Source organism: Acinetobacter sp. 8I-beige, from assembly GCF_902505955.1.
Lineage (GTDB): Bacteria > Pseudomonadota > Gammaproteobacteria > Pseudomonadales > Moraxellaceae > Acinetobacter > Acinetobacter johnsonii.
On sequence record NZ_LR732790.1, the window covers coordinates 1,136,213 to 1,150,878 of the forward strand.

Annotated in this window: 15 protein-coding genes; 13 read left to right on the forward strand and 2 right to left on the reverse strand. The window is 41.3% G+C overall.

The features are described 5' to 3' along the window. Positions 1-50 precede the first annotated feature (50 nt). Positions 51-569 (forward strand): RNA chaperone Hfq, encoded by a 519-nt coding sequence (hfq, locus tag GVX98_RS05385; protein WP_062032896.1) that lies wholly within the window; start codon positions 51-53, stop codon positions 567-569. A gap of 111 nt (positions 570-680) precedes the next feature. Here the strand turns inward: hfq and GVX98_RS05390 are convergent, their stop codons facing one another. Together GVX98_RS05390 and GVX98_RS05395 are read right to left on the reverse strand one after the other, a co-directional pair. Further along, positions 681-1,985 carry a peptidylprolyl isomerase gene (locus GVX98_RS05390; protein WP_004696818.1) on the reverse strand — a complete coding sequence of 435 codons (1,305 nt, stop codon included), beginning with the start codon at positions 1,983-1,985 and terminating at the stop codon, positions 681-683. After that, the gene (locus GVX98_RS05395; RefSeq protein ID WP_159127465.1) at positions 1,985-4,444 is read right to left on the reverse strand and encodes an LPS-assembly protein LptD; all 2,460 of its coding nucleotides are present in this window, start codon (positions 4,442-4,444) and stop codon (positions 1,985-1,987) included. Before GVX98_RS05395 ends, GVX98_RS05390 begins: the two co-directional genes overlap by 1 nt. Before the next feature lie 121 nt (positions 4,445-4,565). Between GVX98_RS05395 and GVX98_RS05400 the strand changes: the two genes are divergently transcribed. The 12 genes from GVX98_RS05400 to GVX98_RS05455 all read left to right on the forward strand — a co-directional run bounded on the left by GVX98_RS05400 (position 4,566) and on the right by GVX98_RS05455 (position 14,662). Then, entirely contained in the window at positions 4,566-5,582 is a 1,017-nt protein-coding gene (locus GVX98_RS05400; RefSeq protein WP_159127466.1) for an aminoglycoside phosphotransferase family protein, read from the forward strand. After that, on the forward strand, positions 5,579-6,268 hold the full coding sequence (gene murU / locus GVX98_RS05405; RefSeq protein ID WP_087013459.1) for an N-acetylmuramate alpha-1-phosphate uridylyltransferase MurU: 690 nt from the start codon (positions 5,579-5,581) through the stop codon (positions 6,266-6,268). The genes GVX98_RS05400 and murU overlap by 4 nt, the downstream gene beginning before the upstream one ends. Before the next feature lie 84 nt (positions 6,269-6,352). After that, positions 6,353-6,985, forward strand: coding sequence for a 16S rRNA (guanine(527)-N(7))-methyltransferase RsmG (gene rsmG / locus GVX98_RS05410; RefSeq protein ID WP_004984861.1), 633 nt, complete (start codon positions 6,353-6,355; stop codon positions 6,983-6,985). 25 nt (positions 6,986-7,010) lie between these two features. Continuing rightward, on the forward strand, positions 7,011-7,793 hold the full coding sequence (locus GVX98_RS05415; protein ID WP_004984859.1) for a ParA family protein: 783 nt from the start codon (positions 7,011-7,013) through the stop codon (positions 7,791-7,793). Beyond that, positions 7,790-8,677 (forward strand): ParB/RepB/Spo0J family partition protein, encoded by an 888-nt coding sequence (locus GVX98_RS05420; protein ID WP_004696828.1) that lies wholly within the window; start codon positions 7,790-7,792, stop codon positions 8,675-8,677. The genes GVX98_RS05415 and GVX98_RS05420 overlap by 4 nt, the downstream gene beginning before the upstream one ends. Positions 8,678-8,713: 36 nt before the next feature. After that, on the forward strand, positions 8,714-9,367 hold the full coding sequence (locus tag GVX98_RS05425; protein WP_151835658.1) for a MotA/TolQ/ExbB proton channel family protein: 654 nt from the start codon (positions 8,714-8,716) through the stop codon (positions 9,365-9,367). Between the two features lie 8 nt (positions 9,368-9,375). Continuing rightward, positions 9,376-9,798, forward strand: coding sequence for a biopolymer transporter ExbD (locus GVX98_RS05430; RefSeq protein WP_004696832.1), 423 nt, complete (start codon positions 9,376-9,378; stop codon positions 9,796-9,798). Then, positions 9,798-11,525 carry a lipid A export permease/ATP-binding protein MsbA gene (gene msbA / locus GVX98_RS05435; protein WP_159127467.1) on the forward strand — a complete coding sequence of 576 codons (1,728 nt, stop codon included), beginning with the start codon at positions 9,798-9,800 and terminating at the stop codon, positions 11,523-11,525. Before GVX98_RS05430 ends, msbA begins: the two co-directional genes overlap by 1 nt. 3 nt (positions 11,526-11,528) lie before the next feature. Continuing rightward, the gene (lpxK, locus tag GVX98_RS05440) at positions 11,529-12,533 is read left to right on the forward strand and encodes a tetraacyldisaccharide 4'-kinase (RefSeq protein ID WP_159127468.1); all 1,005 of its coding nucleotides are present in this window, start codon (positions 11,529-11,531) and stop codon (positions 12,531-12,533) included. Between the two features lie 8 nt (positions 12,534-12,541). Continuing rightward, positions 12,542-13,303 (forward strand): 3-deoxy-manno-octulosonate cytidylyltransferase, encoded by a 762-nt coding sequence (kdsB, locus tag GVX98_RS05445; RefSeq protein WP_159127469.1) that lies wholly within the window; start codon positions 12,542-12,544, stop codon positions 13,301-13,303. Between the two features lie 19 nt (positions 13,304-13,322). Then, positions 13,323-14,306 (forward strand): DNA polymerase III subunit delta' C-terminal domain-containing protein, encoded by a 984-nt coding sequence (locus GVX98_RS05450; protein ID WP_159127470.1) that lies wholly within the window; start codon positions 13,323-13,325, stop codon positions 14,304-14,306. A 14-nt stretch (positions 14,307-14,320) separates the two neighbouring features. Continuing rightward, positions 14,321-14,662, forward strand: a complete 342-nt coding sequence (locus GVX98_RS05455) for a PilZ domain-containing protein (RefSeq protein WP_004984850.1) — start codon at positions 14,321-14,323, stop codon at positions 14,660-14,662. The last annotated feature ends 4 nt before the right edge of the window (positions 14,663-14,666 follow it).

The window sequence follows — 14,666 nt, forward strand, 5'->3', positions numbered from 1 at the left end:
AATAAAGATAGTTTTTTGCGCTGATTTTTAAATTTTTTTGGAGTTATAACATGTCTAAAGGTCAAACTTTGCAAGATCCGTTCTTAAATTCTCTCCGTAAAGAACGTATTCCTGTCTCTATCTTCCTTGTAAACGGTATTAAGTTACAAGGTCATATTGAATCTTTCGACCAATATGTTGTTTTATTAAAAAATACAGTAAGCCAAATGGTTTACAAGCATGCAATTTCTACAGTTGTTCCTGCACGTAACCCACGTCCAGCTGGTGCACCTGCTGGCGCTGGTCAACAAGGTAGCTTTGGCGGTCAACAAGGCGGCTTTGGCGGTCAACAAGGCGGCTTTGGTGGTCAACAAGGCGGCTTTGGTGGTCAACAAGGCGGCTTTGGCGGTCAACAAGGTGGCTTCGGTGGTCAAGGTGGCTTCGGTGGTCAAGGTGGCTTCGGTGGTCAAGGTGGTGGCTTTGGTAGTCAAGGTGGCTTTGGTGGTCAAGGTGGCTTCGGTGGTCAATCGACAGGTTTTGATGGCGAATCAAAATTTGAAGATACTCAAGATGACGAAAATAATCGTTAATTGATTGTTAAAAAAGCCTCTCACATGAGAGGCTTTTTTATGCCAAATTTTTAGTTTGCGTCCAAGCGAAAAAAGACCAGCATGAATGCTGGTCTTTTTATGTGTTCAAACTTATGACTTGTTGTTCTTACGGTCTAAGTTAGGATCTTTAATTTCGACATAAGCTCTGTTGCGTGTTTCGCGTAACCAGCTATCAAGCTCAGCATCAAATTGACGCTCACCTAAAATTTGACGGGCCATACGTTCTTGGTATTCAGCCGTCATGTCTTGTTGACGTGTTTCAGTCACTTGAAGAATATGCCAGCCAAATTGGGTTTGGAAAGGTTTACTGGTTTGACCTACCGGTGTATTTTTCATGGTTTCTTCAAACTGAGGAACCATCACACCTGGGCTGACCCAACCCAAACTCCCGCCATCACGTGCTGAACCTGTGTCATTGGAGTAGGTGGAAGCCAAAACGGCAAAGTCTTCACCTTTTTGTACGCGGTTATACAAGCTTTCGATCATTTGTTTAGCATTTTCAGGGCTAACCACTTCAGACGGTTGGATCAAAATATGGCGTGCTTTGTATTGAGGTACAATCGCTTTTTGCTCAGCCCCTTTGCGTTCAACTAATTTTAAAAGATGTACACCATCTCGTACTGTAATTAAATCTGTGGTTTGTCCCACTTGGAGTGGACTCACACGTGCTGCAAGCTCGCTAGGGATGTCAGAAAGTGCTCTAAAGCCCATATCTGCACCTTCAACTTTGGTGCCAGCAGTACTGAACTTTTTAGCGATTGCAGCGACATCGTTGTCGTTTGCTAGTACCGTTTTAACTTGCTTAGCCACAGCGTCAGCATTGTCACCTGAAACACGCACATGTAGCACATGCACTTGGTTACCGAGTGCTGCTTGGCCTTGTGGTGTATTTAAGAAGTTTTTAACGTCTTGATCTGAAATCTGGATACGAGAGGTAACAATTTGCTGGCGCAAACGATTGATTGCCAAATCTTCAGCAACGCGACTACGCAAAGAAGCATAGGTTCCTGGTGCCATTTTATCGAGCTTTTGTTGGAATGCTTCTAGGCTTGTGCTACCAGATTGTTTTGCAACATTTAAAACCGCTTCATTCAAGCTTTTTTCATCAGGTTGAATGTTGTAACGCTTCACTTGCTCAAGCTGAGTCTGACGAATAATCAGTTGCTCTAATGCTTGTTGTGCCAAATATTGCTCTGGTGGGACTTGTTTTTTTTGGCTCTCAAGTTGATGTTTGAGCTCAGCCATGCTTGCTTCTAAGTCACTCTTCAAAATGACACTGTTATCGACTACAGCAACAACTTCATCCGACGCATGTACAAAAGTTGGAATAGCGGTTGCGAGAGCTAAAGCCAAAGCACTCGCTTTAAAAAATTGTTTGAACTGTTTTGTCTTCATTAACGGTCTGTCCAAGTCTGATTAATATTGTTAAAGCCTAGAATACGATTTTCTAGTAATGATGAAAGTTTACTGTTGAGTCCGCCTAGGCCTTTAAGTGTAATTTCGGCCATAATTGCACGTTTAGGTTCTACACCTGCAGCATTGACGTCATCCAAGTCGTTATAGTACTCACGACCATAAACGGAGATTCCCCAACAGCAAGACTCGTAATTGACACCAAGGAGGTATTCACGAGCGACATTGTTGTCTAAGTCATATTGAGCATGGCCCATAATACGCCAGTTGTTATGGATCGGTTGTACAAAAGATGCAACCACTTGGTCGTAATGTTCTTGACGGTCTGCAATTTCTTTACGGTAGAAATAGCCAACGTTATAGAGGTTGCCTTTATCACCCGTAAAGTAAAGTTGTAAGTCGCGTTGCGCATTATCGCCATTTGCCATCCATGCTGAGTTTGCACCGAGAGTAAAGTTTTGCGAGAGTTGGCTAGATACGCTGACAATCGGACCAGAGTGATTTTCTCTGTCAAAGACGTCTGCTGTTTGGTCAAGCGTTACGCGGCGGTCTTCGAAATAATAGCTTTGGCCTACACTGGCTTTTAAGCGCTCTAGCCCCACCGTATCAAATAAGCTATAGCTTAAGCCCAGTGACAAGAAGTTATTGTCTTCTAGACGGTCATGGCCATAGAAGCGATTTGCACTAAATAACTGATCATAGTTGATCGATGCTGTTGCTGAGTCAAAGTTTGGTGCGCCATCTTGATTTTTATAGGGTGCATAGGCATAGAACATGCGTGGGCTTAACGTCTGTAAGAAAGTGCCTTCTTTTTCGAAAGTTAAACCTGCATCAAAAGTCACCTGTGGCACAACATAAGATTTGTCATTCGATGAGCGGTTGGTGTTGTCAAACTCATTGATGGTGTCTTGATCGTAGAATGTGTTTACATTACGAATAGATACTTCAGGAATGGCGAAAGCCCACGGTGTACGGTAGTTATAGCGTACAGAAAAGTCATTATAGACACGGGTGCCGCTTGGTTCAAAGCTATCGTTGGTATCGCCATCGATAGTCCCAAAGTCCTTTTTAAAGTAAGCCGTATCGTTGTTGAACTCGTACTCTAAACCGAGAGCGTTGCCTGCTTTATAGTTGAGTAAGAACTGTGGTAAACGTGCATACGGACGGTCAACGTAGGGTGTAGTTTCGTCTAGTGTTTGGAAGTCTTCAACTTTCAGTTGGGCTTTTAGACCAGGAATTCCATTTTTATAGTTTAACTCCCAAGCACGACGCAGGTTTAAGTCTGTCTTGGTGTTTGGGTTATTGCTTAAGTCAGTAAAGTAGTCTTTGTCTGAAGCATAGTTATATTCAAGGTTGGTTGAGAACTGTTCATTGATTTGCCAGTTATGTAAAAAGTGCAAATCTTTACGGTCTTCATCGTCATATTTTCGGTCAGAAGCTAAGTAACCCCCCCAAATTTGACCTGAACCAAAGTTTTCGGTTAGATAGCGGAACTCACCCTCAAACATTGGGCCGCGGTCGCTGATATAGCGTGGCGTAACAGTCGCGTCGTAGTTAGGTGCTAAGTTGAGATAAACAGGCACTGCAAGCTCGACACCACCATCATTAGTGAAGCCAAAACTTGGTGTCAAAATACCGGTAGTACGACGGTCATCAATCGGGAAGTTAAAATAAGGTACAGCTAGAACGGGTACATCTTTGACATAAAGCTTTGTACCGCGTGTTTCACCACGTCCAGTTTCTTGATTTAACTTAATTTCGTCTGCTTGGATTTTCCATGTTGGCGATTGCTCTGGTGGACAGGTGCTATAAGTTGCATTTTTTAGCGTGGTGGTCGTTTGTGACTCACGTAGGATTTGGTCAGCCCGCCCATGCGCATGTTGTTCTTCTGAAATATAGAAACTGTTTTTCAGATCGCCTTGCTGAGTTTTTAGGTTGTAATTAATTTGGTCACTTTGCGCTAATAAGCCACTTTGCGCCATTTGCACACGACCTTCAGCATTGGCAAAGGTCTGGGTTTGATCAATTGTAATTTTATCGGCACGGATTTGACGACCTTCTTGATCAATCAGGACATTACCTTCAAGAACAGAGTCACCTTGTGGGTTGTAGTGACCATAGTCCGCTGTAATGGTAGATGTCGCATTGGCTGCGTCAGCGGCTTTGGTTTCAGGGCTTACAGGGGTTAGCCATGTGCCTTGGCAATACGCGGAGCTTAAGTAACGACCTTGGCGCTGTTGAGCTTCAGGAGATGACTTATCGACGTAGTATTGTTCGAAAAACTTTTGCCCAGGATAGCTTTCTTGTAGTGCTTGTTTTAGCGATTGTTGTTCGTCTGAAATAGACGTGGTTGGTGTTGCAGCATAGCTTGTGATTGAGCTACCACAAAGAAGGGTAAATATCGCAGTCGCTAAAGGATTAAATTTAAACTGATGCTTCATGTGTCTCATTTACCAAGTATGCTTAAAACGCAATTAATTATTGTCGCATCATAGAGAAAAAGTTGATAAGTGGCTACACTTAGCACTTTAAAAACTCAGCCTGTATTAGAATTTATCGCAAATGAATACACAACGTGAACAATTGATACAAACATGGATTTCATCTGTACTTGGTTCAGATCAATTTGAAATTAACTTTTTAGCAGGCGATGCAAGTTTCCGTCGTTATGCACGAATCAAGTTGAATAATAAAACATTTATGTTGATGGATGCACCACCAGAAAAAGAAGATTGTGTGCCTTTTGTGACGATTGATGAATTTTTTGATACGAACGGTGTTCGTGTACCACATATTGTGGCGAAAGATTTAGAGCAAGGCTTCTTATTGCTTGAAGATTTTGGTGATGTGCTACTGTCTACACAGCTCGATGACAAAACTGTCGATGCACATTATGAGCAAAGTTTTAAGCAGTTGATTCAATTGCAGTCTATTGATGGCGTAGGTCATTTCCCAGCTTATTCTTATGAAAAGTTAATGACCGAAATGTCGTTGTTGACAGATTGGTTATTGCCAAGTTTACAGATTCAACTTTCTGATGATGAGTCTGCGCTGATTAAACGTACATTTGCAATTTTAGCCAATGCTGCTTTGGCTCAGCCTCAAGTGATTGTACATCGTGATTTCCATAGTCGTAATCTCATGCTTTTGGTAGATGAGCAAGAGCAAGGCGTAATTGACTTTCAGGATGCTGTGATAGGTGCAGATACTTATGATCTGATCTCAATTACACGTGATGCGTATGTACAGTGGAATTCTGAGCGCGTTTATCATTGGTTTAAAGTGTTTTATGACCTATTGCCAGCTTCTGCCAAAGAAGGGCGTGACTTTGAACAGTTTAAGCAAGACGCTGACCTGATGGCAATTCAACGTCATATTAAAATTTTAGGTATTTTTGTGCGTTTATTTGAACGTGATGGAAAATCAGGTTATCTCAAAGATTTGCCACGTGTGATGTGGTATTTACTCGAAGAAAGCAAACCATATGCAGAACTACAACCTTTCATGCAATTTATTTGCGATAAAGTGATGCCGAAATTTGAAGCAAAATATGGCAAATATGAGGTTGTTGCAGCATGAAAGCAATGATTTTGGCCGCGGGGCTTGGAAACCGCATGCGTCCTTTAACACTCTATAAACCGAAACCTCTGCTTGAAGTTGGTGGCAAACCACTGATCGTTTGGCATATTGAAAAACTCAAGCAAATTGGGGTCACAGAAATTGTGATCAATTCTGCATGGTTGGCCGATGTGTTGATTGGTGCGCTTGGTGATGGTTCACAGTTTGGCGTGACTATTCGTTGGACGCGTGAAGAAGAAGGGCTTGAAACAGCAGGTGGTATTATTAATGCTCTACCACTTTTGGGCACAGACCCGTTTATTTTAGTGAATGGCGATGTTTGGACCACTTTTGATTTTGCATCTTTACTTGATGTGCAATTGGACGCCGATTTTGCGCATCTTGTATTTGTACCCAACCCGACACAACATCCCAAAGGCGACTTTATCTTAAATCAAGGGCGTGCTTATACCTTTGAACAAGAGCAGTCAGGCGAAGCACTGACTTATAGTGGTGTTGCAGTTATACATCCACAGATGTTTAAGGGATTGGAAGCAGGTAAGCGCCCGTTGGCTCCATTGCTAAAAGAAGCGATGTCTGCTGGAAAAATTTCTGCCGAGAAAATGCAAGCCGCATGGGTGGATGTTGGCACACCTGAGCGATTAAGTGATCTAGATCTACAGATTCGTCAAGGTATGTACGTTTAAGTGCATAATCACTAAGCGTTAGCTACTGTTCCACGGCTGAGAAATCGGTATACTTCAGTTTAATTTTATTGAGATGTCTTCTTTATGCATCCATTTTTTCAAGACTTAAAGCAAGGTAGTCAAAAGCTTGGCTTAGATTTGAGTGAAGAAGCATTAAATTTATTGCTGAAGTATCAAGACGCACTTGTGCTTTGGAACAAAGCTTACAATTTAACAGCGATTCGTGATCCTAAAGAAATGCTGGTGAAGCATTTATTAGATAGTTTAAGTATTTTAAAAGATTTGCCGAAAGGTCGTTTGTTGGATATTGGTACAGGCGGTGGTATGCCAGGCATGATTATTGCTCTATGCCAACCTGAGCGCCAATGTGTTTTGCTTGATTCCAATGGCAAAAAAATTCGTTTTTTAAAGCAGTTTATTGCAGACTTAAAATTAACCAATGTAATTGCGGTTCAAACGCGTGTTGAAAATGAAGATAGCATCCATGATTTGGGTCAGTTTGATGTGATTACCAGTCGTGCATTTGCTTCTTTAACCGATTTTATCAATGCATCGAAGCCTTATATGCACCAAGACAGCATTATTGCATCTATGAAAGGCTTGGTTCCACATGACGAAGTTGAAGCGTTCAAAAACGAATTTAGTTGTGACATTATTGCGTTAAAAGTTCCACGTTTGGACGAACAACGACACTTACTTTTATTAAAACGTATCTAAAAAAATTCAAAGGATTGGGCGGGTCATGGCACAAATTATTGCGATTGCGAACCAAAAAGGTGGTGTAGGTAAAACCACAACCGCAGTAAATTTGGCTGCATCTTTAGCAGTACTTAAAAAGCGGGTTTTATTGGTCGATATGGACTCGCAAGGCAATGCGACCATGGGTTCAGGCATTCAAAAAAATGACCTACTGTATTCAGTGACTGATGTTTTACTGGGTGAAGTACCTATAGAGACTGCGATTACCAAGGCGGAAGTGGGTTATAAGGTCTTGGGTGCAAACCGTGATTTGGCAGGAGTTGAACTTGCGATTGCTGAGCAAGAAGGGCGTGAGTTTATTCTGCGTGATGCGTTGCAAGAAATTGAACAAGCATATGATTACATCATTGTGGACTGTGCGCCAAGCTTAAGCTTGATCACGGTTAATGCATTGGCAGCGGTGGATGGTGTGATGATTCCAATGCAGTGTGAATATTATGCTTTGGAAGGCTTGGCAGATTTAACACAGACCATTGATCGCATTCAACAAGCATTAAATCCTGAGTTAAAAGTTATTGGTGTTCTACGCACCATGTATGATGCACGTAACGCGCTGACACGTGATGTGTCTGAAGAATTAGAACAATACTTTGGCAAAAAACTCTATGACACGGTCATTCCACGTAATGTGCGTCTAGCTGAAGCACCTGCGCATGGTTTACCTGTGATTTATTTTGAAAAAAGCTCGAAGGGAGCAGTTGCTTATTTACATTTAGCAGCTGAAATGATTAAGAAAAGCAAAGTGAAAAAAGGAAGTAACGCATGACCGTTAAAAAACGTGGGCTGGCAAAAGGTCGTGGTTTAGATGCCTTACTCGGTTCCATTCAAAAAGAGAAATTACAACTTGAAGCACAAGCTCTTGATCACGGTCAGCTAAAACAAATCGATGTGCATCTATTACAACGTGGTGAATATCAGCCACGTCGTTTTATTAATGAGCAAGACTTACAAGAGTTAGCGGCATCGATTGAAAAACACGGTGTGATGCAGCCGATTGTGATTCGTCCAATTGATAATGAAAAGCACCCCTATGAAATTATTGCAGGTGAGCGTCGTTGGCGTGCGGCTCAACTTGCTGGGTTAACGCAAGTTCCAGCCATTGTTCGCGATTTAACAGATCAAGTTGCAATTGCACTGGCGTTGATTGAGAACATTCAACGTCAAGATCTCAATCCGATTGATCAGGCGATGGCTTTACAGCGTTTTCATGAAGAGTTTGGTTTAAGTCATCAAGAAATTGCAGATACTGTAGGCAAAGCACGTACCACGGTGAGTAATTTATTACGTTTATTAAGTCTAGCTGAGCAAGTTAAAGACTTTATGCAGCAAGGTTTACTAGACATGGGACATGCTCGTGCCATTTTGACTTTGAAAGGGAAAGATCAACTGAAAGTCGCAGAATTGGTGATAGAGAAGAGTTTATCTGTTCGCCAAACTGAACAATATGTTCGTGATCTCAATGCGCCGAAACAAGAAAAATCGAAAACGGAAATTGCACCAGATCTTCAACAATTGACACAGCGCTTAACAGATCGTTTTAGTGCAAATGTCAAAATTGATCATAATAAACAAGGGAAAGGCAAGCTCACGATTCATTATCATTCACTCGATGAGTTAGATGGTATTTTGAATATTTGCTTAGCTGAATAATTTTATTTTCTATTTTTAAATACTTGGGGAAGTGTAATGTGGGAATTGGTAAAAGCAGGTGGGTGGCTTATGCTGCCCCTTGTGCTCTGTTCGATCTTTACTGTTGCGATTAGCTTAGAACGTTTTATCCGCTTGAAGAGACCCACTATTTTACCGAAAGATTTGCTATTAAATTCAGCGCAAAGCGTACAAATGGTTTTGCCTAAACTTAAACAAAATCAGAATTTACAGGCAACGACATTAGGTCGTATTTTGGAAGCTGGTTACCAAAGTAAGGCACAAGGTGAACAGTTTGCACGTGCGCAGATGGAAGCAACGGCTTCTCAGGAAATTGGTTATCTTGAAAAAAATATCAATTTTTTGGGAACATTGAGCGCTGTCGCGCCTCTTTTGGGATTGTTGGGAACGGTACTGGGGATTATTGAGTCATTTTTAATGATTGATATTGGTAATAGCAGTAATCCAACACTGATGATTCCAGGGATTTCTAAAGCATTGATCACAACTGCGGCAGGAATGTTCATTGCGATTCCTGCATTATTTGCTTATCGTTATTTTCAGCGTTTGGTTCAAGAGTATGTTGCTGAATTAGAACAACAATCGACTTTATTTCATGCGGCTTTATTTTATAAGCAAACAGAAACTGTGCTTGAAAACCATGATGATGTTGTTGTGAAGCAAGCGAGCTAAGGTGAAGTATGAAATTCAAGCGTTCACAAGTTGAAGATGTTCATATTAACCTTACACCAATGATTGATTGCTTATTATTTATTTTGGTGTTTTTATTGCTGACCACCACATTCAATCAATTTAGTCGTATGAATTTAACCTTGCCTGATGCGCAAGGGGTTCCGCCGAAAACATTTGATCATAAAATCGAAGTGGTGGTAGATTCCACAGGGCATTATTCAATTAATGGTCAGTCTATTGCATCGAAAGATGTTTCAGAATTAAATACCGCAATTAAACAGATTTCCAATGACCGTCGTGATCTAATGTTTGTGATTGCTGCGGATGCAAAAGCAACCCATCAGGATGTGATCCGTGTGATGGATGTGGCCGGTCAGTTGGGGTTTGTAAATATCAATATTAGTACCAAAGTGCCTTCTCGAGGTTATTAGTGAAACACGATTTAAAAGTTTATCTACGTCTACTAAGCTATTTAAAACCGTATTGGGGCGTAGCGATTCTTGTGGTGGTTGGTTTTGCTATTAATGCGGCGACAGAAGTTTCTGTTGCTAAATTACTTGAAAAAATTATTGAAGCAATTCAACATCGTGATCAAGGCTTTACAACCTTGTTCCCAATTTTAGTTGTTGTTGTGATGTTTTTCCGTGGCCTAGGTTTGTTCATGGGAGGTTATTTTACTGCGGTTATTTCAAGAAACTTGGTTTTTAACATTCGCCAAGAAGTCTTTGCTAAATTATTACGTCTTCCTTCGCAGTATTATCTGGACAATAACAGTGGTCATATCACTGCGAAGATTATGTTTAATGTGGAGCAGCTTACCGCTGCATCTTCAGAATCATTAAAAACTATTGTTCAACAAGGCCTAATCACCATTGCATTGCTGGGTTACCTGATTTATAGCAACTGGCGTTTGACTTTATGTATTTTGATTTTTGCGCCGTTGATTGGCTTACTTATCCGTAAAGCAGCAAAGCGTATGCGTAAGCTTTCTATTCAAGTTCAAGATACCATGGGGGATGTCAACCACGTGGTACAAGAGACGGTCAATGGTCACTTGGTGGTAAAAGGCTTCGGTGGACAGGCTTATGAGCAACAACGCTTTAGAGATACCTCTTTAGAAAATTTACGTCGCGGCCTGAAAATGGTGGTTGTACAACAGCTAAACAGCCCAATTGTACAGTTGATCATGTCCATTGCTTTGAGCATCGTCATGTGGATCGCACTACGCCCAGAGATTTTACAGGATACGAGTGCAGGTCAATTTGTCGCTTACATTACTGCAGCAGGTATGTTGAGTAAGCCAATTAAAGCGTTGACCGACGTGAATGAAAAGATTCAACGGGGTATGGCAGCAGCACATTCAGTTTTTGAAATTTTAGATTTACCTGAAGAAAAAAATACTGGGGCTTTAACTCCTGTGCTGAAAGGTAATATTAACTTTAAACATGTGAACTTGGTTTATGTGGATGGTTATCAAGCGCTGCATGATTTTAATCTAAGTGTCAAAGAAGGTGAGACCATTGCTTTAGTTGGGCGGTCTGGTGCTGGTAAAACGTCTCTAGTAAATTTACTGGTGCGTTTTCAAGATACGACCTCGGGCCAAATCCTCTTTGATGGTATTGATATTCAGGATATTGAAATCAATAGTCTGCGTACCCAAGTGGCGATGGTCAATCAACAAGTGGTTTTATTTAACCGCACTGTACGTGACAATATTGCCTATGGGCAGCTTGAAAATGCCTCGGATGAAGAGGTGATTGCAGCGGCAAAAGCAGCTTATGCACATGACTTCATTATGGCTTTACCACAAGGCTACAATACCAAGTTAGGTGCACAAGGTCTTAATTTATCGGGTGGTCAACGCCAACGTATAGCCATTGCTCGTGCGATTTTGAAAAATGCGCCTGTACTGATCTTAGATGAAGCTACCAGTGCGCTTGATAATGAATCAGAGTACTTTATTCAGCGTGCCTTCGAAGCTGCAATGCGAGATCGGACCACGATTGTGATTGCGCATCGTTTATCCACTATTGAGAATGCGGACCGCATTGTGGTGATGGATAAAGGGCGTATAGTAGAGCAAGGTACACACGCTGAACTTATTGCTAAGCAGGGTGCTTACTATCAACTCCATCAGCGTAATTTTGAGGAAAACTAAGTCATGTCAGGTGCACAGTTTATTCAGGATGCTTGGAACTCACAGGCAAAGTGGTTAATTGTGCTTCGTCCGCTGTCTTGGTTATATCGAGGCGGTTTTCTTTTAAACCGTAAGTTGTATCGGTGCAATATTAAAAAAGCGTATACGGCTCCTGTACCTGTTATGGTGATTGGTAATATTACTGTGGGTGGGAGTGGCAAAACCCCTCTGCTCATTCACTTAGTGAGTTATCTGCAAAGTAAGAATATTCGAGTGGGTGTGATCAGTCGTGGTTATGGTGCTAAGGGCCCATTTCCGACTATGGTGGATCTCAACTCATTGCCTGAAAATGTAGGTGATGAACCAACACTCATTGTGCAATCCACTGATGTACCGATGGCAGTGGGTTCAAATCGCCAAGAAAGTATTGAACTGCTTTTATCTCACTACCCCATTGATTTGATTATTAGTGATGATGGGCTGCAGCATTGGGCATTGAATCGCCAAATTGAATGGATTGTCCTAGATAATAATCGTGGACTAGGCAATGAAAAGTTATTGCCCGAAGGTTATTTACGAGAGCCAAAGTCTAGATTGGATCAAGGTACAGTCATCGAACATGCAGATCAGCCTACTCGTAGTATGCACATGCACTTAGAAGTTGCAGAGCCTTACCTGTTGAACAGTACTGAAGCAAAAGCTTTCAATCCGCACGATGATTTTTATGCGGTCGTGGGGATAGGATTTCCGCAACGTTTTTATCGTACTTTAGAGAGTATGGGAGTACAGCAATTCCAGTGTCATGAATTTGCCGATCATTATGAATATGAGTTAGAGGATTTGGTTTTTGACGATGCCAATCCCATTATTACCACTGAAAAAGATGCAGTGAAAATTTTAGCGTTGCTCAAACAAAATCCTAGTTTTGCCCGTGATATTTGGGTTGTTCCTGTCGATGCTGTGTTATCGATGGCGTGTTATGACACCTTACATCAACAGCTCGCCGCTGTAGGTATTGAAATTTCTTAAGGTCTTTTATGAATCATATTGTTATTCCTGCGCGTTTCGCAAGCACACGTTTATCTGGAAAACCACTCCTTAAAATTCATGGCCGTGAAATGATTTTACGGGTCGTTGATCAGGCGAAGAAAGTGGAAGGTTTTGATGATATCTGCGTCGCAACGGATGATCAGCGAATTTATGACCTTTGCATGGCAGAAGGCGTGGATGTGGTGTTGACCTCAGCGGATCATCCTTCGGGAACAGACCGTCTAAGTGAAGTGGCAAAAATTAAGGGCTGGGCCAGTGAAGATATCATTGTGAATGTTCAAGGTGATGAGCCTTTATTGCCAGCGGCTTTGGTCAAGCAAGTCGCGCAGCTTTTAGAGTCACAAGCTGAGTGTTCAATGTCGACTTTGTGCGAACCAATTCAGCATTTAGATGAATTTAAACGTGACAGTATTGTTAAAGTGGTGATGTCGAAGTACAAACAAGCACTTTACTTTAGTCGCGCCACTATTCCATATGACCGTGATGCTGCAAAACAAGTGGAACAAACGTTGCATAATCAAGCCTACCGTCATTTGGGTTTATATGCTTACCGTGTCAAATTGCTCCAAGAGTATGTGACATGGGATATGGGTACACTTGAAAAGCTCGAAAGCCTAGAACAACTACGTGTTTTGGAAAATGGACATCGTATTGCTATTGATATCGCAAAAGCAAACTTACCACCGGGTGTAGATACACAAGAAGATTTAGATCGTTTAAATGCCATGGATGTGGCTCATTTTGCATAATAGAACTTAGGTCGTATACATGAAGCAAACGCTGCCTGAGCAGATTTATCCGTGGCATCAAAATGTTTGGGAAACTTTAACCACGCGATTTCCCAATATTGGTCATGGCTTATTGTTTTATGGCAAAAAAGGTTGTGGTAAAGAGATTTTTGCTGAGCAGTTTCTTGCTTGGGTCTTATGTGCGAAGCGGCAGCCAAATCATTTGGCCTGTGGAGAGTGTGGGAGTTGTCAGTGGTTAAAGGCGGATACACACCCCAATTATGTGCACATCACTACCGATGAAGACAATAAGAAACAAAATGCCAAGATCAAAATTGAGAAAATTCGTGATCTGCTACCTTTTGTGCAGCAAACGGTAGATGGTTGGCGCGTCATCATTATTGAACCAGCCGAAGCTTTAAATACAGCTTCAGCCAATGCTTTATTGAAAACGCTTGAAGAACCAGGTGATCGTGTTGTTATCATTTTATTGGCAGATCATTATTTAAAACTGCCTGCAACCATTCGCAGTCGTTTGCAACATTTTGCTTTGGATCGCATAAATGAGCAGCAAACAGAGCAATTTTTAAATCAGCATTTGTCCCATAGCGATTTGGCACAGCAACATTTGTTGATGAACTTGTCCAATCATATGCCGTTGCAGGCAATTACATTGTCCGAGAGTGAATGGATCCCTCAACGTGCTGAATTTTTAAAAGATTGGCAAAAGTTGGTGATGGATAAAAATATGCCGATGGCAATTGCGACCAAGTGGAATAAAGCGCTAGCATTTAGTGATTTTAGTCAAATGTTTGAGTACTTGTTGTCAGATTTGATTTGTGTCAAGCTAAATCAGCAATTAAAAAACACTGATTTGGATTTTAGTGTGCTGGCAAAACGGTATTCACTTGAAACTTTGTTTTCAATTTATGCTGAGTTGCAACAGTCAAAACAATATATTGAACAAAACGTACAAACTAATTTAGTGCTCGACCAATTGTGTATTCGGTTGATGGATGTTTAAAACAGGGGAATTTTATGCAACCACGTATGGGCGGAATCATTCAAGCCAATATTCCAGATAAAGCAACATTATATGCAAGCTATATGCCTTTTGTGGTTGGTGGAGGTTTATTTATTCCATCCAAACAACCTGTAAAAATGGGAGAGGAGGTCTTTGTTTTGGCAACATTGCCAGAGCAAGCACAGAAAATTCCTCTCACAGGTAAAGTGATTTGGATCTCGCAAAAGCAAAATGGAATCAAACTCCAAGGATTTGGTATTCAACTTTCTGGGGAGAAAGGGGTTTATTACAAATCAGAAGTGGAAAAGTTGCTTGCAGGTCTTAAGTCTGAAGGGCGAACTAGTTACACTATGTAATTAA